Source organism: Pseudomonas antarctica (assembly GCF_001647715.1).
Lineage (GTDB): Bacteria > Pseudomonadota > Gammaproteobacteria > Pseudomonadales > Pseudomonadaceae > Aquipseudomonas > Aquipseudomonas antarctica_A.
The window spans coordinates 5,661,836-5,684,673 of sequence record NZ_CP015600.1 but is presented as its reverse complement, the minus strand read 5'-3'; the positions used below and the strand labels follow the sequence as shown (position 1 = coordinate 5,684,673).

The window sequence follows — 22,838 nt, the reverse complement described above, 5'->3', positions numbered from 1 at the left end:
GATAAAGCGTAGAGCAAAGGTTGGGCCACTGCTTTGCAGGCCAGGTAAATCAAGGGGTTGGGGTTTGTCGCAAGGCGTTGCTGTGACAGTTGTGGTACAGGCGGGGTGACAGTTTGTGCCATAAACGGTACAGCCTGTGACCGGTGGGTCTGCCCGGGATTGCAATGGTCGGATGGCTGGGGGATGCTGGCTGTTCTCACGCAGAGAGAATAATAAGAACATGCACAACGATCATTTCAGTCGCCATGCCCAGCAAGTCCTGACCGTCACACGCGGGCAAGACCTTGCTCAAGGCCCCGGCAGCGACCCGTCCATCGCCCGCTCCTGGCTGCGTTGCCTGGAGGATTATCACCTCGACCCCGCATTGAGCATCGCCCCCACCGTGCTTGAGCACGGCCGCCTGCTGGAAAGCCGCGAACGCCTGCAACAAGTGCTGAGCATCGCCGGCAGCGAGATGAACAGCCTGCATCAACAGCTTTCCGGCGCTGGCCATGCGGTGCTGCTCACCGATGCGCGCGGGGTGATCCTCAACTGCGTCACCGCGCCGTCCGAGCGCAAGATTTTCGAGCGCGCCGGGCTGTGGCTGGGTGCGGACTGGAGCGAGGCGTGCGAAGGCACCAACGGCATCGGCACCTGCCTGGTCGAGCGCCAGTCCCTGACGATTCACCGCGATGAGCACTTTCGTGGCCGCCATACGGGGCTGACCTGTTCGGCAAGCCCGGTGTTCGACCCCCAGGGTGAGTTGCTGGCGGTGCTGGACGTGTCGTCGGCGCGTGAGGCGGTGTCGCGCCAGAGCCAGTTCCACACCATGGCGCTGGTGAACCTGTCGGCGAAGATGATCGAGAGTTGTTACTTCCTGCGTCATTTTGAGAACCACTGGCTGCTGCGTTTTCACCTGCAGGCAGAATCTGTGGGGCTGTTCAGCGAAGGGTTGCTGGCATTTGATGGGGAAGGCCGGATCTGTGCGGTCAACCAGAGCGCGCTGAACCTGTTGGGGCAGGTTCGCGGCGGCTTGTTGGGGCAGCCGGTCGAGGCGTTTTTCGAGTGTTCGCTGGACCAACTGCTCGGCCGCGCCAGCGCCAATGCCACGGCCAGCTGGCCGTTGCGTACGCGGGATGGCCGGCAGTTATTCGCCGCGCTGCGCGGGCAGGCGCGGAGTTTTTCCGCGCCGCTGCCCAAGCCCGAGGCGCCACGCCTGCCGGGTATCTGCCTGGGTGACCCTGCGTTGCAGAGTGATTTTAACAAGGCGCTGAGGGTGTTCGAACGCGACGTGCCGCTGCTGATCAACGGCGAAACCGGCTGCGGTAAAGAGGCGTTCGCCAAGGCCGTGCATCAGGCCAGCTCGCGTGCCGACAACGCCTTCGTCGCTCTCAACTGTGCCGCCATCCCGGAAAACCTGATTGAAAGTGAGTTGTTCGGTTACCGCGGCGGCAGCTTTACCGGCGCGCTGAAAGAAGGTATGCGCGGCAAATTACAGCAAGCCGACGGCGGCACGCTGTTTCTCGATGAGATTGGCGACATGCCTTTCGCGTTGCAAACCCGTCTTTTAAGGGTGCTGGAAGATCGCGTGGTGGTGCCCATCGGCGGTGCGCCGCAGGCGGTAGACGTCAGAATCATCAGCGCCACCCATCGTGACCTGTTAGCACGTGTTGCCAATGGTAGCTTCCGCGAAGATCTTTACTATCGTCTCAACGGTCTTGAAATTGCCGTGCCGCCCTTGCGTGAGCGTAGCGACAAAGCGCAATTACTGGCGTTTTTGCTGGCGGAAGAAGCAGCAGGGCAGGTTGTGTTGCTTGAAGAGAAGGCGCACCACGCGTTGCTCGACTACGCCTGGCCGGGCAACGTCCGGCAATTGCGCAACGTACTTCGCACCTTGGCGGCCTTGTGCGAGAACGGGCGAATCAGGTTAGACGATTTGCCGCCCCTCATTCGCCAGGCGCGAGCGGCGATGGTTGTCGAGCCCCGGCAGGGGGGCGCTCTGGACGATGCAGAGCGCGTAGTGTTGCTCAACGCACTGAAGCAGCAACATTGGCACATGTCCCACACAGCAGAGAGTTTGGGAGTGAGCCGGAATACGCTTTACCGGAAGTTACGCAAGCATGGAATCGAACGGTGTCCACAAGCGTGATCTGCTCGTTGTTACCGCAGCACGTATGAAACCTGACTATTAGTCACTGATGAGGGCAGTGTTTATAGCTGAAATATCTGGATAAATTTCCCCGAATTTTTTTTGTATGATTTGTAAGGCATTGCACCACTCAGCGTACGAACAGTTATTCATTTGAATCGTGCGCGAGTGTGGAAATGACAAATTTTGAAGGCGTTAGAGTCACGCCTACCTTATCAGGCAACACGGTAGGCGAACCTCCTGCGACTGCCGCCAGGGTGAGCATCAATAATGCAGTCGTTCACAGCAACACACACGCGCCAACGCCAGACACCCCCGAAGCGCGTTCAATGGCTGACGCTCAGTTGGCGAAGCCCTACGCGATCGCATTAGCGACGCGCTCCTATCACACCTCAATAGCGCCGCCTGACGTTCAAGTTACCCCTGAGTCCACACTCGGGCGTTGGCGGAACCCATTGGACAGTGCTTTCAAAAGCCCTGGATTTTTATCGTGGGCGAAAGAACAGGGGCTTGATACCAGAAGCCTCAAACTGGATCCCTTCTTCGGGGAGTTGACCGGCATTGTAAATGGCAAGATGCAAACGTTTTCCCTAAAAGATGATTCGGGCTGGTCAGATGTTTCTCGCGTGCTGTTGTCGATTGCCAGAGGGATCGCTCCAATGCCCGGGCAGGCGTTCAATTACCCCTGGCCGGACGGTAAGGTGCCGTTGTACACGGTGGGGCGATTTTACGGAGAGCCTATCGATCTCTCCCCTTCGCAAGCTGCCTCGCACCGTAAGAAATTAAAAGAAGGCGCCGCGTTTGAGTTTGCACCTGTGGGGTATGCGTCGCAGCGATCGGTAGAAGCATTAGCGGAGCAGGGCAAGGCGCAGGGTGATGACGCTAACCGTCATGCACTTATCGCTGCACTGAGGTCCCCGGTAGACGATGCCGAAGGGAAGATCGACCTGAATAACGTTAGGGTCCCGATTGACCGACGTTCAAGTTTATTTCTTACCGATCAGCGCCGGGAGATAAGTGCTGCACAACTGCTCGAAAGGCAAGGGCATAAACTACCCGTCAACAGCACGGAGGCACATGGCCTGGCTAACGCACTGACCTTTGACCTTGCGCACAGGGTGCCTGGGGCTGACGCTGGGGGCGTCAGGCATATTGGTGCGCTGCTGAACACAACTGAATTACGCAAGATGAAAGCGGTGGTGGACCAGTGGAAGTTGAAGCATGCAAGTCAGGCTCCTGATCCGCAGGCAGGGGTTGGGGCAGGCAGTTTGTTACGCGGCCTGATCAGCACACTTGCGACGTCTACAAAGAAGGTGATTGCGGACAACCCTTCATTAGCATTGGACCAACTCATTCGGTCGCCCGAGGCGCAGGCGTTGGGCAAAACTATACAAGCTAGAATCAAATCAGCAGCGTCGCCGACCGGTGCAACTGAGGCCTTGACTGCGGCGCTTTTGCAAGAGCTTGACCCTAACCCAGGAAAATCACCTTTCAACTTGGCGGGCTATAACCTCTATAAAAGCGACAATGTGGGTGCCTCTGCTGCTGAAATCGTCAAACGTTTTACCGCTTACCTTGAAACTAAGGTGGGTGTTGAAGCGGCGCCTCTTGCTGCGCAACTATTACTGTCAGCCGTCGCCCCTGAACTCTTGGTAAAAAGCATTCCTGCTGCACTTGTTTATGGGTCTCATACTTGGGCGGATTTTTCTATAGCGGTTGCCCTGGTAGAGCAAGAAGCGCCCGGCGCCTCAGGGAACATGACGCTCAGTCAAGTCATGAACTATGCGGATGCGCAGCTTAGTATTCTTGACGGTGGGGACGAGTTAGCTGCCGCGTCAGCCGATTCGCTTATTGCGTGGGGCCTCGCTAATCAGGTGATTAAAAACAACCCCCAGGGTCAATATACGTTCGAAGACGTTGAGCAATCATTAACGGTGTTAAAAAAGCAGAAAAAGGAATTGGCGTGGGCACGCGCTGAGCTGATGAAGCCAGCGCCCACTCGGGAGGCGTTGGCGCTGGCTGAATTCAAGCGGGTGTTCCCGGGTGTTGACCCGACGAAGAAAACATTAAGAAGTACTCGGGATGACACGTATCGTGTATCGCCCCTTGATGTCTACATGACGACGCCCATTAATCTGGAATGGTGGGCGCCGTTAAATGAAAAGGAGTTACCTTGGGCAACGATTAAATCTCGCTTTTCCGAGCTTGATCCAGACATCAATAAAACATTTTCTGAAACGTTTGAAGACTATACAAAGACTCAAGCAGCGGCCTGGGCTATCCAGTTCAAGTACCAGGTTTCTCTGCTGCCTAGAGTCGAACAAGAGCGTATAAACCAAGCGGATGTCACGTTCATGAGCGTGTCTCGCCCTTTTTTGGGTACAGAAGAAACGAACAGCAGCCAACTGTACCCCGGGCGCCGACCACGAACGCCGACCCCTCATGAACTCAAAGAGTTGGAAGGGGGGCAAGGTGTACTGATGAAAGTGGAGGGAGCTGATAGTAAGGTCGAGTACTATAGTTACTTCCCAGGCCTAGGAAAAATCGTTAAGGAAAAGGGGGGGGCTGAAGAACAGTCACATTTTGACGACAGCAAGTATTTTTCCCCGGATTCCAAAGTTCGCGTACCCGGCACGTATAATGTTTTTACGAAATTTGATGTCGCCCACCAGGACCGTGATTTGCCGGAGGTCACCGGTGAAGGACGAGTTCCTTATTTTTCTCGACGCAACGGTTCGCTGGCTACCGTGGTGGGTAAGTTTTTCACTAAAGATTATGGGTATTTGAAAGCCAAGGCTGTCGGTGAAACGAGGATTGAAAAAAATACAGCAGGTATTCATGCCGTCAATGATTTTCTCCTTTCGCTTATTCCTTTCTACGACGGTATTAAGGATGCGATATCGGGGAATGTTGCGGGCGCAGTTTTTAATATCGGGTTCGATATTTTGGGGTTCTTTCTTCCCGGGGCAAGTGCCGCGAACAAGGCGATGAAACTGGGCAAGTCAGCAGGCAAAGTACTCAAACGCTCTTTTTTTGCGGGTCTCGGCGCTTCGGTGGGCGTTACCGATGTTATTAACCTTCCGAGAAATATTAAGCGGGGGGTGCTGGCTGTAAGTAAAGATATAAAGAGGGTGTACAAGCATGCAGATGAGGTGCTTCCTCGACTCAAAGGCAACTATAGGTCTTATGAAGTGACAAGGACTTATAAGGACGGTGATGTCGTCAAGGGCTTCTATCAGGTGGAATCAGAGGGTGTGCGTAGGCCAATAGTCGCTGTCTTAAAAAAGGGGGCTTGGTATGCGTACAGTTCCCTCATGAATACACCATTTGGTCCTCAGTTAGCGCAATTTGGTGTGCTGAGCGCACTGGCACCGTCGAATAAAACGTGATGATGTTCAGTCGGGTGGATTGGCGAGCGCTCCCCGCATCAGTGTGAGTGCTTTATAAGCGATGCGCATCTTTGAGCAATTTAGCAGGCTGATTAGTGTCAGGCTGGCTGGTAAAGTGTGCCTGCGCGCCTGGAAAGTATTCTCCAGGATTATTGCGTATTGGTCATAGGGCTGAACTATTTGTTTTGTAGCTTGGAACTGCTTGCGGCCTATCTGTTACACAGTAAGTGGAAGAAATGGATGGCTTTCTAATGCACATCAATCATTAGGTAGATCATTATGATGTTTTCAAATGCAGCGGCAAGGCCGGTAGTATTCTCAAAGATTGGGGAGTTTTTCAGTGGTGGATTCACCAGGACCGAAACGCCTGGTTCTATAAGGACAGGTGAAGCACCTAAGGTAGAAGTCCCGGGAGGGTCCAAGCCGGCAGACGGTAGCAATAACAATTTTGATCAGGGTTTTGTTGATAAAAAAGTGGGTTTCGACGGGCCGGGGCAAGCCACGGGTCATCGCCAGACTGGGGATGCCCCTGATACAGAGGCCCCAGTTACTCCGGAAGTGGCTCAACACAGAGAAGCTAACAGGAAGAAGTGGCAAGCTCAAAAAGATGCTGACGCCCGGGATAAGCTATTTGATCAGCCGACGGCAGGTCGAGTAGACGGAAAGGAGGTGGAGCCTTTTTCGCAGAGTAACCTGGAAGAAAGCGCCGAGGCGGTGGTGAAGGCTAAAGCTGCGAAGGCGGATCGAGCACTTCCGCTTGAAATGCGAAATATTGCCAAGGTCGCCGGAATTACGGCAGCGATCACAGTACCCTTAACAGTTACCGGGACACTCGCCGCCAACGTCGCTATTGAATTTCTTAAACCCATAATCAATCCACCGAAAACTCCGGCCACAGAGCAACATGTTATGGAGTCGCGGCTGGTCGATGATGCTCAGAAGGGCGTATTCCTATTAGCCAATACGTTGGGTGGCCTTCGCTCAGAGGAGGCTGTCAAACCAAGCGTGGAATGGTTGGCCAAGACAAATGAAGAGCGGATGGACTATCTTGATGAGATGCTTGACTTCCTTGAAGTAGAATTTGCTAAAGAAGCGAAAGCGCTGAATGTTAAAGTTGAGGACCCGACACCCGGTGCGCAAGAAGATGATATCAAGAGCCGGGCTATTGGCATGGAATCCAGAATGGCATATATCACCGGGCTGATGAACGCTATCAAAGCCAAGCTATAGATAATGCCAGCGTTGTACCCGTTGTAGTGGGTTGTTCCGACAGATCCACTGCGTAAGCAGTTGCTCGCGTAATAGGGGCAACTGCTTACCGTGTTTTCATACAGCAACCCTCGCGCGGGTGAATACTTTGATTATTCTGACGTTGCCTGTTTCTGTCTTTCCTCATTACTTGTGCTCGCCGAAGAGTCCACCGCCCAACCTGAGTCATAGGGGGCTGAGGCGGTTGATCAGCCTTTAGGAAAGTTCTGAAGTAACCACCGATTTTTCATGCCCTCGCTACTTGAGGCTTAAAAATCAAAGGTCCGGCGAACAACAGAACGTTCTTGCCCTTAATTCATAATTCTTTCCTCTGGTCGCGCTGTTTCAAGGCGATCAGCCCGCATTACAGACGCACCTCGCCTGTACCCATCAACCGTTTTGGCACCCTCCACAGATTCGACAAAGCGAACAAGGTTGTCTGTTGAGCGATGTTTTTCGACAAGCCACGAAAGCGCACTTTCGTATAGCCAAACCGGCGCTTGATCATGCGAAACGGATGTTCAACCTTGGCCCGTACCTGCGCATCCCCGCACACATAAGTTTCCTCGCCGTGCAGTAACTGATCGTCGCATCGACCGGCGTGTCGTGACGCAGCAGCAAACCACGATCACCCAGATAGCCATTGATGGCCTGCAAACTCCCGCTCGCCAACACATGTTTCTCCAGTGGGCGCGGGACGTTGAGGGGCGTGGTTTCATCGGGAATCCGATCCAGATGCAGCCCCGAAAGCTGGCGCAGGATCGTGGTCTCGTAAGGTGCTTCTTCCAACGCCGGATCGCTGTAACCGAACCCGCTCTGCATCCGATGAGCCTGCAACATGGCCAGCAATGGATACGCCGGACGACCGCCTTCACCCGTTGAACTATTCTCAAAGAGCAGTTTTCCGTTAATAGGTAGGCTGTATGGGGTTGTTAGTTATATTCAATCGATATAACTGTCTCATGGTTTAGTTGTTCTGGAACTTATTGGGTGGTGTGGGCCACTTAATGTTCGAGTGCCGGGGAAGCCGCTCTTCAATGTCAAGCACTGTCTGGTTGGTTTTCTGGTCAGTGGGTCTGCGCTCAGGGTATAGGGAATTAAAATGGCTCGCCAGTTTGGGCTGTTCGAATGATTGACTTTGAAGGTTAGCGCTTATTAAGTAAGCCTTAAACGTGGCTGGCCTTATAAAAGTTTTCGCGATGCGCGCTGTTGATTCAGGTGCGTTTGCGAGCCGTTCATCGAAAGCCTGAAAGAGAGATGAAATATGACTGTGCCTACTATAAATGTTGCGCCCTTTGGCTTGCCAATGAGTGGTTTTCCTCAACGGAACCCTAACGCGGGCAGTGCACCGTCGACGATGAGTGAGCACACTTCGTCGGGTGGCCCTGAGGCGGCCCGAACAGCGGCCGATGCGCGTGTCGAGCAAGATTCTTTGAAGCAGTCTTCAGCCGGATCGCGCGTAACGGTTCCACCCGAGTCGACCTTGGGCCGTTGGGTTGAAGCACTGAAGTGTGCGACCCATTCTTCTGCGTTCAAGCAACTGGAGGACATGTTTGGTGGGTATGGTGCATTCACTCATATTGAATCCAACAAAGGTGAGATCTGGTTTGACGGCGGAAGTAATAAAATAAACAGTGACTCCCCTGAGCTCAATGATATTCCGGGCGGTAAAGCGTTGTTTGATAACTTGATGGTCATCGCTAAAAAATTGGCGCCTTATGGCACCTTGAGCCGCCGTGACGTTTATCAACGTGACTGGCCAGGACACACTCCGAACACGGTCGACTCAAACGTTGTTCGTCAATTTATTTATGGCCAACGTCCGAAAGCGTTGCCCGACCATCATGTGCCTGCCGAAATTTTAAATAAAACGGGTGAAGCCGAAACGCAGCACAACCTGCTCGCCGCTTTGAAAGAACAGATTGAGGCGCCCGGCGCGAAGCCGGATCTGGAATCCATCGTCGTAGAGATCGCACCGCACTCTGTCTTTTGGCGCGAAGACCAGCCGCAGCCTGTCACGATGAACCTCAAGCAATTGGTGGCCGCTTACGGTTTGCACGTGCCAACCACACTGGAAGCACTTGCCAATTTGGAGCGCGTATTGTTTGCACCGCCATTAAGTGCGCCACGTGAAGGTAATTGTGGCGGGTTGCTGACTAAAAGTGTGCCACTGGGCGAGGATGCTCAGGAAAAGATAGTCGAAACCGTCAGTGCCTGGAAGGCGCTTCAAACTCAGGTTCCGCTGGACGCAGAGGGTAAGGCCCCCAGTCTTTTCGAGTATTTGAAACGTGCAGTTCCAGAGTCTGTGAGGGCGCTGGCCGCTACCCATCCAGAAGCGTTTCTCAACGCCTTGATCGACACCCATCAAGCCCGTGCATTGGGTAAGCAGCTGCAGGAAGCGATTGGCGCATTGCCCACCGCTACCAGTGGCCATGAAGCACTGCTCACGGCGTTAGGGCTGGAAGCCAACCGGTCATCAGCGGGGGTGGAGCGCGATCATTTAGCCGGGTATAACTTGCGGCAACAAGACAACGTGGGGCGTACGCCAGCTGAGATCGTCAAGCGTTTTGAAACCCATATGGAAAGTATCGTCGGCCCCGAGATGGCGAAAGTAGCTGCCTACCAATTGCTGGCTATGTCGGCTCCGGAGTTTTTGGTCAAGGATGTGCCGCCATCAGTGGTTTTTGGCTCCCTGCAATGGGTAATGTTCAGCGCTGAAGTATTTCGCCGCGAGCAGAGCACCCCGGGATCGTCGGCGGGCAAGCGCTATGATCAGATCAGGGAGCATGGGGCTCTGGAGCCCGTTGCACTGGAGCAAGAGTATCAGTCGAAAGCGGCTACCGTGCAGGCAGTGGTCGACTGGGGTATAGCTAAAGGCATTATCAAGCAAAACAGTGAGGGCTATTCCGCTGAAACCATCGCGAGCGTAACGGCTGCCATGGAAGCAGAGGCCAATCGCCTGGCGGCGACTCTGAAAGGTATTACGGCTTCACTGCCGACTCGCCGGGAGTTGGCGCTGGCGGAATTAACGCGGGTATACGGCGAAGAACACGCGCACCTGTTTGAAAAACAAATACTCACCCGCCAATCGGGGATAAGTAGACTCACAGACTCTCTGTTGAATCTTTATATGTCTGGAACACTTGACTCCGGCTGGAATTCTACTATTTCAACCTTTCCTAATGAGATTTTACATCCAGGCATGAAAGCGCTGCCTGATATCAAGAAAGATTTCTTTGAGAAGTTTGATGCGTACACCGACAGCTTCAGCAAGACGGCAGGTGAGATGTTCCAGTATCACGTATCGCAGTTGCGGGATGAAGATCGGAAGCGATTTGAGTTCGGGGGTGTAGAAACGAGGTATTTGAGCCAGGTGGAAGCGTCTGATTTTCCTAAAGACAGTGAGAGTAATGCGTTATTTCAGATGTTCGGAAGTGGTGCGTTTCTCATCACCACTGCATTGAAAGGTGAAACGGTTAAGTATATTTACTCGCCACAGTCAGGCGGGATCATCAAGGAGGGCGATCCTCTGCCTGGCGTCCCTGAGGGGTGGAGTGTAAAGTCCAGTCGCCGTGCACCTTTTTTCAGTGTGAGTGTTGGGGCGGAGCGTTACGGCTTAACAACTATCTGGAGTACGGGCGGTGCTAACGAACTGGAAGAGCCCCATACGCTTAAGCCGAGGAATACTTCATCGGAGAGGTCCGGCATGTTTGCCAGGCAGATAAGTCATCTTTATAAACATGCTGTCGGTCAGCTTAAAGACGCGGCCAATGGCATGAGCGACTCCGAAAAAAGCAGCGCTCGAGCAAAAATTTTCAATAACTTCATCCTGAGCCTTCTTCCCTTTCACGACCTGGTGAAAAATATAATCGAAGGCAATAAACATGATGCCGCTGTTAGCGGGGTTTTTGACTTTATCGGTTTGTTTAATCCTGCAGCTAAAGGCGGCTTCAAAGCGGCTAGCGTCGGTGCCAAAGGGGTAAGTTCAGCCTTGACGTTTCTCAAAGGGGCTGCCAAGTCAGGGCTTAAGGCTGCAAACCCGTTAGGGGCTGTTTATGATGTGGGGAGTGGTTTATTCAAATTGGGCAAGACTGCTTTGAATGCGGGGGTCCCTGTCACCTTGTCCTCGTTTGCGAATAAACTTCGCATCTCTGGGCGTGGTTGGAGCATCCCTCACGGTGGTTCCAAACAGAGCATCGCCGAAGGCACTTATCGGCGGGCAGGTGAAAGGAGTAGCAACACGCCCGTCGTTGCGGGGAAACAAGGCAACAACTGGTACGCCTTAGATCTCCAGACACTGAAGCCCTATGGCCCTGTGTTGAAAGACTTCACGCCCATTACGGTGAAAGAGTTGCGTAATCTTCGTTATGACATGGGTACTTCTATAAAGGATGGTTCTGGACCTGTTGAGACGGTCGGAGAGTTTCAGGAGAACGAATCGGGTCCGACACCGCCCGAGCAGCCTTCTCAGTTGCAGGCAGCCCGATAGGCGCTGGTAAGACAACCCGTACTGCCTGAGGGTTCTTTTCCAGGTTTGGCAGCAAGCCTGCTGCTGTCAGGCCACTCGCAACCCTGTCCACGCCAGATATTCATAGCCATCGCCTGACGTGAACGACCAAACGAAGTGCAGGGATGCGCCTCGCTGCCGGCAGGCCCTATAAATAGTGCGATTTGCCCCTCCCTGCGCTAACCTGCCTCGATGTTTTACGAGGTCAACCATGCATATTCATATTCTCGGTATCTGCGGCACATTCATGGGCTCGATGGCGGTTCTGGCCAAAGAATTGGGCCATCACGTCACCGGCTCCGATGCCAACGTTTACCCGCCCATGAGCACGCAACTACAAGCCCAGGGTATTGAGTTGACCCAAGGCTACGATCCTTCGCAATTCGACCCGGTCCCGGACCTGGTGGTGATCGGCAACGCCATGGTGCGTGGCAACCCGGCGGTCGAGTACGTACTGAATAAAGGGTTGCCTTATGTCTCCGGCCCCCAGTGGCTGGCGGACCATGTACTGCAAGGCCGTTGGGTGCTCGCGGTGGCCGGTACTCACGGCAAGACCACCACCAGCAGCATGCTGGCCTGGGTGCTGGAACACGCCGGCATGAGCCCGGGCTTTCTGATTGGCGGTGTGCCGCAAAACTTCTCGGTGTCGGCGCGTTTGGGCGATACACCGTTTTTCGTGATTGAGGCGGATGAATACGACAGCGCTTTCTTCGACAAGCGCTCCAAGTTCGTCCATTACCGCCCGCGCACCGCGATCCTGAACAACCTCGAGTTCGATCACGCTGATATCTTCCCCGATTTGTCGGCCATCGAGCGTCAGTTCCACCACTTGGTGCGCACCATCCCGAGTGAAGGCCTGGTCATCCATCCGACCACCGAGCCTGCCTTGCAGCGGGTGATCGAGATGGGCTGCTGGACCCCCGTGCAAACGACCGGTGCGGGCGGGCAGTGGCAGGTCAAGTTGCTCAGCGAAGACGGCTCCAGGTTTGAAGTGCTGTTCGAAGGCGAAGCACAGGGCATTGTCGAGTGGGACATGACCGGCCAGCACAACGTCGCGAATGCCTTGGTGACCCTGGCAGCCGCGCGGCACGTGGGCGTGGTGCCTGCCATGGGCATCGCCGCGTTGAGCGCGTTCAAGAGCGTGAAGCGGCGTATGGAAAAAGTCGCCGACGTGAATGGGATTACCATCTACGACGACTTTGCCCACCACCCGACGGCGATTGCCACCACGCTGGATGGCCTGCGCAAGCGTGTCGGGGAGGCCAACATCATCGCGATTGTCGAGCCGCGTTCCAATTCCATGAAGCTTGGCGCACACCGTGATGGCCTGCCGGAAAGCGTCAATGACGCCGACCAGGTGGTCTGGTACGCACCGGCCAACCTCGGCTGGGACCTGCCGGCCATCGCCGCGCTTTGCACGGTGCCATCAACCGTCTGCGATTCCATCGAGGGCATCATTGAACACGTCAAGCATCAGGCCAGGCCCGGCACCCATGTGGTGGTCATGAGCAACGGCGGTTTCGGCGGCCTGCACGGCAAGCTGGCCGAGGCGTTGAAATGAGTGGCCCGGAACGCGTCACCCTGGCGATGACCGGTGCCTCCGGCGCGCCCTACGGCCTGCGCTTGCTCGATTGCCTGGTGCGCGAAGACCGCGAGGTGCATTTTCTGATCTCCAAGGCCGCGCAACTGGTGCTGGCCACCGAGACCGATGTTGCGCTGCCGCCCAAGGTGCAGATGATGCAGGCGTTCCTCACCGAATACACCGGTGCGGCGGCGGGTCAGATCAAGGTTTATGGTAAAGAGGACTGGATGTCGCCAGTGGCCTCCGGCTCGGGCGCACCGGCGGCGATGGTGGTGGTGCCATGTTCCACCGGCACCTTGTCGGCGATTGCCACCGGTGCCTGCAACAACCTGATCGAGCGTGCGGCGGACGTGACCTTGAAGGAGCGTCGCCAGTTGATCCTGGTACCGCGCGAGGCGCCGTATTCGAGTATCCACCTGGAGCACATGCTCAAGTTGTCGAACATGGGCGTGACCATTTTGCCGGCATCGCCCGGGTTCTATCATCAGCCGCAGACCATCGATGACTTGGTGGACTTCGTCGTGGCGCGGATTCTCAACCTGCTGAATATTCCTCAGGACATGCTGCCGCGTTGGGGCGAGCACCATTTGAGCAGTGATGAATAAGGTGCTGCTGGTGGTGTTGGCGTTGCAGCTGACGGGCTGCGCCACGGCGCGCACGCTGGATGCCGCGCAGCCTGGCGCACCGGTGGTGTATGCCGGTACGCGCCTGGATTTGTATGCTATTAACGGCGGCTGCTGCGCCAAAGATCGCTTTGGCGCTGAGGCACCGAGCTATCCACATGTCGATCTGCCGGCCAGTGCGGTGCTCGACACCTTGCTGTTGCCGCTCTCGGCGTTGACGGTGTTGGGTGTGGGGTTTAACGCAACGGGCGGTCTGTAGCCGAGGGCGCTCGTGCTGGCCCCATCGCGGGCAAGCCCGGCTCCCACCGGACAACGCATTGTAAATGCGCGAGCTGGCTTGCCTGCGATGACGCCGGCACGCGCAGCGCGCGGTTATTTACCGAGCTTACGCAACTCATCCGACTCCACCACCCGCACGCCGTCCTGCTCTTCCAGCGCCAGGCGCCACATGGCACGGGCCAGTTCGCAGACTTCAATGCCGTGATACTTGCCCGGAATCAAGCGCGACAATGTCCCGACCACCTGCTCGGCCAAGCGCGGTTCCAGTCGTTCGCCCAGCAGTAATGAAGGTCGCACGATGGTCAGTTGTGGCCAGTCCTGCGCCCTCAACGCCTGTTCCATCTCGCCTTTGACTCGGTTGTAGAAGATTGAGGATTTCGGGTCGGCGCCAATGGCGCTGATGACGATCAGGTGCCGTGCGCCCATTTCCCGTGCGCGCTTGGCGAAGGCCACCACCATGTCCAGGTCGACAGCGCTGAAGGCGGCTTCGGAACCCGCCTGCTTGATGGTCGTGCCCAGGCAGCAGAAGGCGATGTCCACCTGGCCGCTCAGTTGCGGCAGGAACACCGCCGGGTCACCCACGGGGTTTTCCAGGCGTGGGTGTTCGGCCAGTGGTTTGCGGCTCGGCGCGAGTACGCGGGTCACCGTGGGCTCATTGAGCAGGCGGTCCAGCAGGTGCTCGCCCGTCAGCCCGGAGGCCCCGGCAAGCAAAATATGCTGAGGTGTCAGGTACATGGTGTTTCCCCCTTGTTACACGTTACAGCTTAGTTGCCTTTGGCTTCCTTGCTATTCATTGAGACGCTTTCGAGCGCCTTTCGTGCCTGCTGTTTACGTAATAGTTGCCAATGGGCGATCACCCCTTTGGGGGCCCAGATCTGCGGTTCGGAGGCTTCGAAGTTGTCCGCCTGTTCGCGTTCGGCTACATGCAGTTGGGCCAGTTTGAAGGCTTGCTGCAAGTCATCGGTCTGGTTGAAGGCTTGCGCGAAAAGGGCATCGCCAAAGTAGGTGAAGTCCGCCTCTTCCGAGCAACCGAACGACACGCGGTCGGCACGGGAGGCCGTCATGATCAGCGTGCGCTCATCCTTCAGTGCCGGGATAAACCCGCCCGAGTAGCAGGCGGAAATCACGATGATTTTGTCGCGGTTCTTCAGCGGCGCGAGCACGGCTGCCAGTTCATCGGCGGGCAGGTCGGCGAGTTCCATGCGCGGTTGGTCCAGCACCAGTTCGTGCTCGTGGGTGCCGTGGCTGGTCATGTAGATAAACACCAGGTCTTGCGGCCCGGTGCGCTCGGCCAGGGTTTGCACCGCACGGCGCAGGCTTTCGCGGGTGGCCAGGGGGCGGTCTGCGATGTGGTCGCGGTGGTTGACCAGGCGAATCTGCCCGCGCGCACCGAAGCGGGTGGCGAGCATGTTGCTGACGTAATCGGCCTCACGCAGGAACACGCTTTGCTTGCCATCACCGGCCAGCGCCAGGGTGTACAACTCGACGGCGCCCGTTGAGGGCGGCACGGCGGCGAGGGCGGCATCGAGCAAGCGGCCTTGGGCCAGTACGCCGATTTCCAGCGGGTCGGGCAGCAGCTTGCCGTCGGCATCGCGCACGCGCATGCCGTTGACCCAGGTGCCGGCCTGTACCGTGCCGTCGCTGAGTACGAGGGTGCCGATGCCTTGATAGCTGTCGCTGTCGAAGCCGCCGATATAGAAGCTGCCATCGGTGAGGTTCAGACGGCCTTGGCCAGAGAAGCGCCATTCACTGAACTGGCCGACATAGTGGCTGCCATCGACGCCAATCAGCTCGCCTTTGCCACTGAGTGCGCCTTCCTTGAACTGGCCGATCCACACGTCGCCGTCGGCGTTTTCATAACGGCCTTTGCCATTGAGTTGGTTCTGTTTGAACTGGCCGACATAGATATCGCCGTCGGCGCTGTTGAAGGTGCCGTTGCCTTCGAGCTGGCCGTCGACAAAGTGGCCGCTGAACTGGTTGCCACTGTCGTCGTTGCGCTGGCCTTCGCCATTCGGTTTGCCGTGGGCGAACTGGCCCTGGTATTGGCTGCCGTCGGCCAATTCCAGGCGGCCGAGGCCGGAGTACTGGTCGTCTTTGAATTCGCCGCGATAGGTCATTTGCCCCTCTTTGAGGGTACCTTCGCCATTGCGTCGACCGTTCTTGAAACCGCCGACGTAGCTGCTGCCCGCCGTGGTCAGGCTGCCCTGGCCGTCGAACAGGCCTTGCTGGAACTGGCCTTTATAAACCTCGCCGTTGCTGCCATGCCATTCGCCCTGGCCGTGCCACTGGCCTTTGTCGAACTGGCCGGCGTACCAACTGCCGTTGGGGTAGTCCACGCGGCCCTGGCCTTGCAGCAAACCATTGACCACATCGCCACGGTAGCGGCCGCCGTCGGGCAGGCGCGCATCGGGCGGCAACAGCGATTCGCCGTCTCCGCAAGCGGTGAGCAACAGGGCAAGGGCAAGGGGAGCGAGTGGGCGCATAGCGGGATCCGGATAATTAAGCGCCGAGTATGCCGCAGCTGCGAGTTTCATACATAAATTTACATACACTGTGGCAAGGTTTCTCACCTCGCCACAGGCATAGCCTTATACGAAGTAGAGTGACAACGACTCGGCGACGTAAGCAGGCTTTTCCTGGCCTTCGATTTCCAGGGTGGCGGTGGCCTTCAGCAGCCATTGGCCCGGTTTTTTCTCGGTAACGTCGTTGAGGGTCACGTTTAGCCGGACCTTGGAGTCAACCTTCACCGGCTGGATGAAACGCACGCTGTCCAGCCCGTAGTTGACGGCCATCTTCAGGCCTTCGGGCATGATCAGGATGTCTTCCATGAGCTTGGGCATCAGCGACAGCGACAGGAAACCGTGGGCGATGGTGCTGCCGAATGGCGTCTTGGCGGCCTTGACCGGGTCGACGTGGATGAACTGATGATCGCCGGTGGCCTCTGCGAACAGGTTGATACGCGCCTGGTCGATGGTGAGCCATTCGGAACGTCCCAGGTCCTTGCCGACATAATCTTTGAGTTGCGCTACAGGTACATAGGGCATTGCGACTCTCCTTGGTTCATCGTTTTTTATAGGTGTGCGAAATCCATCTTAGATCATCATGGGCAACCAGCCCGGTCAACCCACCATGCTTTTGGCGAATGCCGGAGCATAGGGCCGGCGTGCTTATAATGCGGGCGAGCGTCGAGGGGGAGAGAACGCATGCTGTTACGTGGCCTGACATGGCTGGTGCTGTTTCAATTGATTGGCACCGCCATCAATCATTTGCTGTTGCCGGTGCTGCCGGGGCCGATCATCGGCTTGCTGCTGATGCTCGGTTTTCTGATCTGGCGCGGTGAAGTCGGCGAGCCCTTGAGCCTGGCCGCCAGCAGCCTGTTGCGTTATTTGCCGTTGCTGCTGGTGCCGCCGGCGGTGGGCGTGATGGTGTATGCCAAGGACATCGCCGCGGACTTCTGGGCCATTGTCGGCGCACTGGTGTTGTCGCTGGTGATTGCCATGGGCTTTGTCGGCGTACTCATGCAGTCCATGGTCAAGCGCAAGGAGAAGGATCAATGACCGTCGACTGGCAGGGCGCGTGGACGGCAGTGATTCATCACCCGCTGTTCGGCATCGGTATCACCCTTGGAGCCTATCAACTGGTGCTGGCGGCGTTCGAGAAAACCCGCTGGATCTTCCTGCAACCGGTACTGGTGTCGATGCTGCTGGTCATCGGCGTGTTGCTCTCCTGCGGCCTGACTTACGCCGAGTACCGCAAGAGCACCGAGATCATGGGCATCCTGCTCGGCCCCGCGACCGTGGCCCTGGCGGTGCCGCTCTTTTTGAACCTGCGGCGGATTCGCCAATTGTTCTGGCCGATTTTTACTACGCTGGTGATAGGCGGTGTGGTGGCTACCGGCTTGTGCGTCTTGCTGGGCTGGTGGTTTGGCGCCGAACACAGGATGCTGATGACCATGGCGCCCAAGTCGGTTACCTCACCGATTGCCATGCTGGTGGCCGAGCAGATCGGCGGCGTGGCCGCGTTGGCGGCGGTGTTTGTGCTGATTACCGGAGTGATCGGTGCGATGATCGGCCCGGCTTACTTGTCACGATTGGGTGTGCACAGCCCCGAGGCGCGCGGCATGGCCCTGGGCATGACCGCCCACGCCGTCGGCACTTCGGTGGCTTTGCAGGAAAGCGAAGAGTGCGGCGCCTTTGCGGCGCTGGCCATGAGTCTGATGGGCGTGGCCACGGCGGTTTTTCTGCCGCTTGCCGTGTCCGTGATCGTTTAAACCGGGTTTAAGGAAACCTTTATGAGTCTGGCGCTGTTCCCGCTCAATACCGTGCTGTTCCCTGGCTGCACCCTCGATTTGCAACTGTTCGAGGCGCGCTACCTGGACATGATCAGCCGCTGCATGAAAAAGGGCGAAAGCTTTGGCGTGGTGTGCATCCTCGACGGCAGGGAAGTGGGCGTGGCCCCGGACGGCTACGCATTGGTCGGCTGTGAAGCGCTGATTCGCGATTTCAAACAGCAGGATAACGGCCTGCTGGGGATTCGCGTCGAAGGCGGGCGCCGGTTTCGCGTGCGTGACGCCGGGGTGCAGAAGGACCAGTTGCTGGTGGCCGAGGTGCAATGGCTCGAAGAAGTGCCGGACCAGCCTCTGGAAGAAGAGGACGCTGACCTGCTGGCGTTGCTGCAGGCCCTGGCCGAGCACCCGATGGTCGCCTCGCTGGACATGGGCACCCACGCCGATGGCCAGCAAGCCCTGGGCAATCAGCTGGCTTATCTGTTGCCGTTCACCGAGGCCGACAAGATCGACCTGCTGCAACTCGACGATCCGCAGCAACGCCTGGATGCAATCCAGATGTTGCTCGACGAATTGCAGGGCGAACTGTTCCCTCAGTAGGCGTAGCGCAACAGGGCGTGAGGTGTGCCGGTGAGGGCGATAACGCTGAGCACCGCGACCAGCACCGGGAGCAGCAGCCACCAGGTTTTTTGCGGCATGGCCGGCAGCGGGCTTCGATACTGGATGACGGTCAAACTGAATGCGCACACCGTCATTGCCAGCAGCGTGCCGGCGAGGATGTCCGTGGGCCAATGCGCCCCCAGGTAAACCCGTGACAGCGCAATAAAGGCGGCCGGAATACAGCCCAGCAACATCCAGGTCAGGCGCAAGCGCGTGGGTTGCCCACGACCGGCCAGCACGGCCAGAGCCAGGAAAAACGCGAAGGCGCCGGAGGCGTGACCGCTGGGCATGCTGAAACTCGTCAGTGGGTCTGTGAGGATTTCCGGTCGACCACGGGCAAAAAACAGTTTGGTGCCGGTGTTGATCACCGCCGCCCCGGCCAAGGTGGCGCCGACAAACACGGCGTGCCGCCATTGGCGTGCCAGCAGTAACACGCCAGTAAACACCGCGCTGGCGACAAACATCTTCTTGAACTCACCCAATTGGGTAATCCGCACCATCACCTCGTCCAGCCATGGGCTGCGGTGTTCCTGCACCAGTGCGCTAAGGCCCTGATCGAAGTTATGAAGGTGCGGGTAGCCGATAAACAGCGCGATCAACAACGTCAGGCTGGCGCAGCCAATCCACAACGTGGCACGACGATGGCCGCGCAGGCTGCTGTTCAAACTCAGCCCCAGCAACACCGCCAGGCAGGCAGTGACTATTCCGGCCTCCGGCCAGAAACCTTCCGGCAGCGGCAGGCGGAACGCGGCACCGGTCGCCCAGCCCGGCAGCAGATAAGCCACCGACCAACCGGCTGCGGCCACAATGCTCACGGCGGCAAAGCGCGGGAAGGGCATGTCGCACATCCCGGCCACCATCGGCAGCATCGGACGCAACGGGCCGATAAAGCGCCCTACAAGTAGGCTGGCGATACCGTACTTATGGAAGTAGGTTTCTGCGCCATTCATCCACTCAGGGTGGTGGCGCAAACCCGGAAGCCGCCGAATGTTCTGATGAAAGTGTCGGCCCAGGAAGTAGGAAACCCCGTCACCGAGCAAACCGCCGAGGAAACCCAACAACAAGGTTTCACTCAGGGATAACGCACCGCTGCCCGCCAGTGCGGCAATGGCAAACAGCAATACCGTGCCCGGCACGATCAGCCCGGCAATGGCCAGGCATTCCACGCACGCGACGACAAACACCGCCACGGCCAGCCATTCGGGGTTCAGGGTTAGCCAGCCGGTAATGCTATCGAGCCATTGGCCCATACAATCAACTCCCTTTATTCAATACATAACCTGAGACGCTGAAGATCAATTGTGGGAGCGGGCAAGCCCGCTCCCACATTCGATCCGCTGCGCGGCCGGTCTCAATGTTCAATTCAAATCAAAAAATAATCACGACCTTCGACCTGGCCCCGGCGCAGCGGGTTCCGAGTGCAATAGGGCGCGTAGCCAGCATCGACGAAGCGGTACATCAGGTGTTCATCACGGCCGCTGGGAATGCCCAGGCGGGTGGTCTGGATAATGTGCGTCGGGGCCTGGCCCACGTCTTCGACATAAAGCAACGCGGGGTCAAAGCGCTTGGCATCCCACATCGGCACTTTCAGGCCCAGGGCTTTGCACAACAGGGTCTGGCCGGCGCAGAGTTTCTGCGATGGGCGAGGGTGGCCGCTGGCGTCCGGGTTGTTCAACAGCATCTGCGCCAAGCTGGCCGGGCCAGACACGGCATCGACCCAGGGATAGGCCGATTTGATCAGCACGGCATTGCCGGGGCCTTGGGCGCTGAAGTTCAGCGAGTCACCACCACGGGCGTAATACATGTAGATGTGGCCGCCATCCAGAAACAAAGCTTTACGCTTTTCTGTGTAGCCAAGCGACGCATGGCTGCCTTTTTCGGCCACGTAATAGGCTTCGGTTTCAATAATTCGCGCGCAAAGCCACAAATCGCCGACGCGATGGCGTATGACTTTTCCGAGTAGTTCTCGCGCAAGAACTTGCGCGTCACGGTCGAAGAAGCTGTCGGGCAGGGCGCTGGCGGGGGGCTGCGGAGCAAAACTGGGCATGGCTGTCTGGGGTTAATACGGCTAAATGTGACGGAATAATAACAACTCCCGCCTTAATTACGGCTGAACCCCAGGTTTTTACAGTTCATTTCGACCATCCGCCCCACACCGCTGTCAGTCGGGCGGCGTCACAGCTATAATCTGCCGCTTTCCTCTTTGCCAAGACTCCCTGACCATGACTGAGTCCGTTCTTGACTACATGACCCGCCTGGGTCGCGCTGCCCGGCAGGCCTCGCGGTTGATCGCCCGTGCGAGCACTGCGCAGAAGAACCGCGCCCTGTTGGCCGCCGCCGATGCTCTGGATGCTTCGCGCTCCGAGCTGGCTGTCGCCAACGAACTGGACCTGGCCAACGGCCGCGCCAATGGCCTCGAGCCAGCCCTGCTGGACCGCCTGGCGCTGACGCCCGCGCGTATCGACGACATGATCGAAGGCCTGCGTCAGGTGGCCAAGCTGCCTGACCCCATCGGTGAAATCCGCGATATGCGCTACCTGCCGTCCGGCATTCAGGTCGGCAAGATGCGCGTGCCCCTGGGCGTCATCGGCATCATTTATGAGTCGCGCCCGAACGTGACCATCGACGCCGCGAGCCTGTGCCTCAAGTCGGGCAACGCGACCATCCTGCGTGGCGGTTCCGAGGCGATCAATTCCAACCGCGCCATTGCCGCCTGCATTCAGCAGGGCCTGGCGGTGGCCGAGTTGCCTGCCGAAGTGGTGCAAGTGGTGGAAACCACCGACCGCGCCGCCGTAGGCGCGCTGATCACCATGCCGGAATTTGTCGATGTGATCGTGCCGCGCGGTGGCAAGGGCTTGATTGAGCGCGTCAGCCGTGATGCCAAAGTGCCGGTGATCAAGCACCTGGACGGCGTGTGCCACGTGTTCATCGACGTCGCCGCCGATATCGACAAGGCGATCCGCATCGCCGACAACGCCAAGACCCACCGCTACGCCCCGTGCAACACCATGGAAACCCTGCTGGTGCACGTCGGCATTGCCGATCGCGTGCTGCCGCCGCTGGCTGCCATCTACCGGGACAAGGGTGTGGAATTGCGTGGTTGCGAGCGTACCCGTGCGCTGCTGGGCGCGGACGTGATCGAGGCGACTGAACAAGACTGGTACACCGAGTACACGGCGCCGATCCTGTCGATCCGCATCGTCGATGACCTGGACCAGGCCATCGAACACATCAACAAGTACGGCTCCAAGCACACCGACGCCATTGTTTCCGAGCATTTCAGCGATGCCCGGCGTTTCCTCAACGAAGTGGATTCCGCTTCGGTGATGGTCAACGCCTCGACGCGTTTTGCCGACGGCTTCGAGTATGGCCTGGGGGCGGAGATCGGCATCTCCACCGATAAGCTCCACGCACGCGGCCCGGTTGGCCTGGAAGGCCTGACCAGCGAGAAGTACGTGGTGTTCGGCGACGGTCATGTGCGCACTTGATGGCTAAACGCATCGGGCTGCTCGGCGGTACTTTCGACCCCGTGCACATCGGCCATTTGCGCAGTGCACTGGAAGTCGCGGATGCCCTCGCGCTGGATGAGTTGCGCCTGGCACCCAATGCCCGGCCGCCGCATCGCGATACGCCGCAGGTGTCAGCGCAGCAGCGCCTGGAAATGGTGCGCCTTGCCGTAGACGGCATACCGCCGCTGGTGGTGGACGACCGCGAGCTCAAGCGCGATAAACCGTCCTACACTGTCGATACCCTGGAGCTGATGCGTGCCGAGCTGGCCGCAGATGACCAGTTGTTTCTGCTTTTGGGCTGGGACGCATTTTGCGGCCTGCCCTCTTGGCATCGCTGGGAGGAACTCCTCCAGCATTGCCACATCCTGGTTTTGCAACGCCCGGATGCCGACAGCGAACCGCCGGATGCCTTGCGCAACCTGCTGGCCGCGCGGTCGGTAAGTGACCCCTTGGCCCTGACCGGGCCGAACGGGAATATTGCATTCGTCTGGCAGACCCCGCTTGCGGTGTCTGCCACCCAGATCCGTCAACTGCTGGCCAGCGGGAAGTCGGTACGTTTCCTGGTGCCTGACGCGGTCCTGGCCTACATCGATGCGCACGGGCTTTACCGTGCGTCGAACTGAAAAGG

Annotated in this window: 17 protein-coding genes and 1 pseudogene; 12 read left to right on the top strand and 6 right to left on the bottom strand. The window is 57.7% G+C overall.

All coding sequences use genetic code 11. From position 1 onward, the window contains the following. Nucleotides 1–220 precede the first annotated feature (220 nt). The 3 genes from A7J50_RS25785 (at nt 221) to A7J50_RS25775 (ending at nt 6,747) form a co-directional block, all read left to right on the top strand. Nucleotides 221–2,128 (top strand): sigma-54-dependent Fis family transcriptional regulator, encoded by a 1,908-nt coding sequence (locus tag A7J50_RS25785; RefSeq protein WP_064454299.1) that lies wholly within the window; start codon nt 221–223, stop codon nt 2,126–2,128. A 176-nt stretch (nt 2,129–2,304) separates the two neighbouring features. Next, on the top strand, nt 2,305–5,517 hold the full coding sequence (locus tag A7J50_RS25780; protein ID WP_156526309.1) for a hypothetical protein: 3,213 nt from the start codon (nt 2,305–2,307) through the stop codon (nt 5,515–5,517). A gap of 279 nt (nt 5,518–5,796) precedes the next feature. Next, nucleotides 5,797–6,747, top strand: coding sequence for a hypothetical protein (locus tag A7J50_RS25775; RefSeq protein ID WP_064454297.1), 951 nt, complete (start codon nt 5,797–5,799; stop codon nt 6,745–6,747). Nucleotides 6,748–7,129: 382 nt separating this feature from the next. Here A7J50_RS25775 and A7J50_RS31045 read toward each other — a convergent pair. After that, nucleotides 7,130–7,641, bottom strand: a pseudogene (locus A7J50_RS31045) (transposase); the annotation flags it as partial. A 607-nt stretch (nt 7,642–8,248) separates the two neighbouring features. On the opposite strand from A7J50_RS31045, the gene A7J50_RS25765 reads away from it, so the two are divergent. From A7J50_RS25765 to A7J50_RS25750, 4 genes are all read left to right on the top strand, one after another. Further along, the gene (locus A7J50_RS25765; RefSeq protein ID WP_156526308.1) at nt 8,249–11,254 is read left to right on the top strand and encodes a hypothetical protein; all 3,006 of its coding nucleotides are present in this window, start codon (nt 8,249–8,251) and stop codon (nt 11,252–11,254) included. Between the two features lie 229 nt (nt 11,255–11,483). Next, nucleotides 11,484–12,833: a UDP-N-acetylmuramate:L-alanyl-gamma-D-glutamyl-meso-diaminopimelate ligase gene (gene mpl / locus A7J50_RS25760; RefSeq protein WP_064454295.1), complete on the top strand. Its 1,350-nt coding sequence runs from the start codon at nt 11,484–11,486 to the stop codon at nt 12,831–12,833. Continuing rightward, nucleotides 12,830–13,459: a flavin prenyltransferase UbiX gene (gene ubiX, locus A7J50_RS25755; protein WP_003219402.1), complete on the top strand. Its 630-nt coding sequence runs from the start codon at nt 12,830–12,832 to the stop codon at nt 13,457–13,459. The genes mpl and ubiX overlap by 4 nt, the downstream gene beginning before the upstream one ends. Then, nucleotides 13,452–13,736 (top strand): YceK/YidQ family lipoprotein, encoded by a 285-nt coding sequence (locus tag A7J50_RS25750; RefSeq protein WP_064454294.1) that lies wholly within the window; start codon nt 13,452–13,454, stop codon nt 13,734–13,736. Before ubiX ends, A7J50_RS25750 begins: the two co-directional genes overlap by 8 nt. 113 nt (nt 13,737–13,849) lie before the next feature. Here the strand turns inward: A7J50_RS25750 and A7J50_RS25745 are convergent, their stop codons facing one another. From A7J50_RS25745 to A7J50_RS25735, 3 genes are all read right to left on the bottom strand, one after another. Beyond that, nucleotides 13,850–14,491 (bottom strand): oxidoreductase, encoded by a 642-nt coding sequence (locus A7J50_RS25745; protein ID WP_064454293.1) that lies wholly within the window; start codon nt 14,489–14,491, stop codon nt 13,850–13,852. 29 nt (nt 14,492–14,520) lie between these two features. Then, nucleotides 14,521–16,239: a C13 family peptidase gene (locus A7J50_RS25740; RefSeq protein WP_064454292.1), complete on the bottom strand. Its 1,719-nt coding sequence runs from the start codon at nt 16,237–16,239 to the stop codon at nt 14,521–14,523. 105 nt (nt 16,240–16,344) lie between these two features. Then, complete coding sequence (locus A7J50_RS25735) at nt 16,345–16,800, bottom strand: MaoC family dehydratase (protein ID WP_064454291.1); 456 nt, start codon at nt 16,798–16,800, stop codon at nt 16,345–16,347. A gap of 159 nt (nt 16,801–16,959) precedes the next feature. Here A7J50_RS25735 and A7J50_RS25730 point away from each other — a divergent pair, with 159 nt between their 5' ends. From A7J50_RS25730 to A7J50_RS25720, 3 genes are read left to right on the top strand one after another with little or no spacing between them, the layout of a single operon-like run. After that, the gene (locus tag A7J50_RS25730) at nt 16,960–17,313 is read left to right on the top strand and encodes a CidA/LrgA family protein (protein ID WP_064454290.1); all 354 of its coding nucleotides are present in this window, start codon (nt 16,960–16,962) and stop codon (nt 17,311–17,313) included. Beyond that, complete coding sequence (locus A7J50_RS25725; RefSeq protein ID WP_064454289.1) at nt 17,310–18,026, top strand: LrgB family protein; 717 nt, start codon at nt 17,310–17,312, stop codon at nt 18,024–18,026. The genes A7J50_RS25730 and A7J50_RS25725 overlap by 4 nt, the downstream gene beginning before the upstream one ends. A 21-nt stretch (nt 18,027–18,047) precedes the next feature. Continuing rightward, a complete protein-coding gene (locus A7J50_RS25720) occupies nt 18,048–18,641 on the top strand; it encodes an LON peptidase substrate-binding domain-containing protein (protein WP_064454288.1) in 594 nt (197 codons plus the stop codon). Here the strand turns inward: A7J50_RS25720 and A7J50_RS25715 are convergent. Together A7J50_RS25715 and A7J50_RS25710 are read right to left on the bottom strand one after the other, a co-directional pair. Next, on the bottom strand, nt 18,635–19,951 hold the full coding sequence (locus tag A7J50_RS25715) for a bifunctional DedA family/phosphatase PAP2 family protein (protein ID WP_064454287.1): 1,317 nt from the start codon (nt 19,949–19,951) through the stop codon (nt 18,635–18,637). The two genes, A7J50_RS25720 and A7J50_RS25715, sit on opposite strands and share 7 nt — an antisense overlap. A 113-nt stretch (nt 19,952–20,064) precedes the next feature. Next, nucleotides 20,065–20,748, bottom strand: coding sequence for a DNA-3-methyladenine glycosylase (locus tag A7J50_RS25710; protein ID WP_064454286.1), 684 nt, complete (start codon nt 20,746–20,748; stop codon nt 20,065–20,067). Between the two features lie 175 nt (nt 20,749–20,923). Between A7J50_RS25710 and A7J50_RS25705 the strand changes: the two genes are divergently transcribed. Both A7J50_RS25705 and nadD read left to right on the top strand, forming a co-directional pair. Continuing rightward, nucleotides 20,924–22,189 (top strand): glutamate-5-semialdehyde dehydrogenase, encoded by a 1,266-nt coding sequence (locus A7J50_RS25705; protein WP_064454285.1) that lies wholly within the window; start codon nt 20,924–20,926, stop codon nt 22,187–22,189. Beyond that, entirely contained in the window at nt 22,189–22,833 is a 645-nt protein-coding gene (gene nadD, locus A7J50_RS25700; RefSeq protein ID WP_048724668.1) for a nicotinate-nucleotide adenylyltransferase, read from the top strand. The genes A7J50_RS25705 and nadD overlap by 1 nt, the downstream gene beginning before the upstream one ends. Nucleotides 22,834–22,838: the final 5 nt, after the last annotated feature.

Bases quoted from the DNA above. Each gene is read 5' to 3' on its own strand.
- A7J50_RS25745 (WP_064454293.1), bottom strand. From the start codon at position 14,491: ATGTACCTGACACCTCAGCATATTTTGCTTGCCGGGGCCTCCGGGCTG.
- A7J50_RS25725 (WP_064454289.1), top strand. From the start codon at position 17,310: ATGACCGTCGACTGGCAGGGCGCGTGGACGGCAGTGATTCATCACCCG.
- mpl (WP_064454295.1), top strand. From the start codon at position 11,484: ATGCATATTCATATTCTCGGTATCTGCGGCACATTCATGGGCTCGATG.
- A7J50_RS25780 (WP_156526309.1), top strand. From the start codon at position 2,305: ATGACAAATTTTGAAGGCGTTAGAGTCACGCCTACCTTATCAGGCAAC.
- nadD (WP_048724668.1), top strand. From the start codon at position 22,189: ATGGCTAAACGCATCGGGCTGCTCGGCGGTACTTTCGACCCCGTGCAC.
- A7J50_RS25750 (WP_064454294.1), top strand. From the start codon at position 13,452: ATGAATAAGGTGCTGCTGGTGGTGTTGGCGTTGCAGCTGACGGGCTGC.
- A7J50_RS25735 (WP_064454291.1), bottom strand. From the start codon at position 16,800: ATGCCCTATGTACCTGTAGCGCAACTCAAAGATTATGTCGGCAAGGAC.
- A7J50_RS25705 (WP_064454285.1), top strand. From the start codon at position 20,924: ATGACTGAGTCCGTTCTTGACTACATGACCCGCCTGGGTCGCGCTGCC.
- A7J50_RS25720 (WP_064454288.1), top strand. From the start codon at position 18,048: ATGAGTCTGGCGCTGTTCCCGCTCAATACCGTGCTGTTCCCTGGCTGC.
- A7J50_RS25775 (WP_064454297.1), top strand. From the start codon at position 5,797: ATGATGTTTTCAAATGCAGCGGCAAGGCCGGTAGTATTCTCAAAGATT.
- ubiX (WP_003219402.1), top strand. From the start codon at position 12,830: ATGAGTGGCCCGGAACGCGTCACCCTGGCGATGACCGGTGCCTCCGGC.
- A7J50_RS25785 (WP_064454299.1), top strand. From the start codon at position 221: ATGCACAACGATCATTTCAGTCGCCATGCCCAGCAAGTCCTGACCGTC.
- A7J50_RS25740 (WP_064454292.1), bottom strand. From the start codon at position 16,239: ATGCGCCCACTCGCTCCCCTTGCCCTTGCCCTGTTGCTCACCGCTTGC.
- A7J50_RS25710 (WP_064454286.1), bottom strand. From the start codon at position 20,748: ATGCCCAGTTTTGCTCCGCAGCCCCCCGCCAGCGCCCTGCCCGACAGC.
- A7J50_RS25730 (WP_064454290.1), top strand. From the start codon at position 16,960: ATGCTGTTACGTGGCCTGACATGGCTGGTGCTGTTTCAATTGATTGGC.
- A7J50_RS25715 (WP_064454287.1), bottom strand. From the start codon at position 19,951: ATGGGCCAATGGCTCGATAGCATTACCGGCTGGCTAACCCTGAACCCC.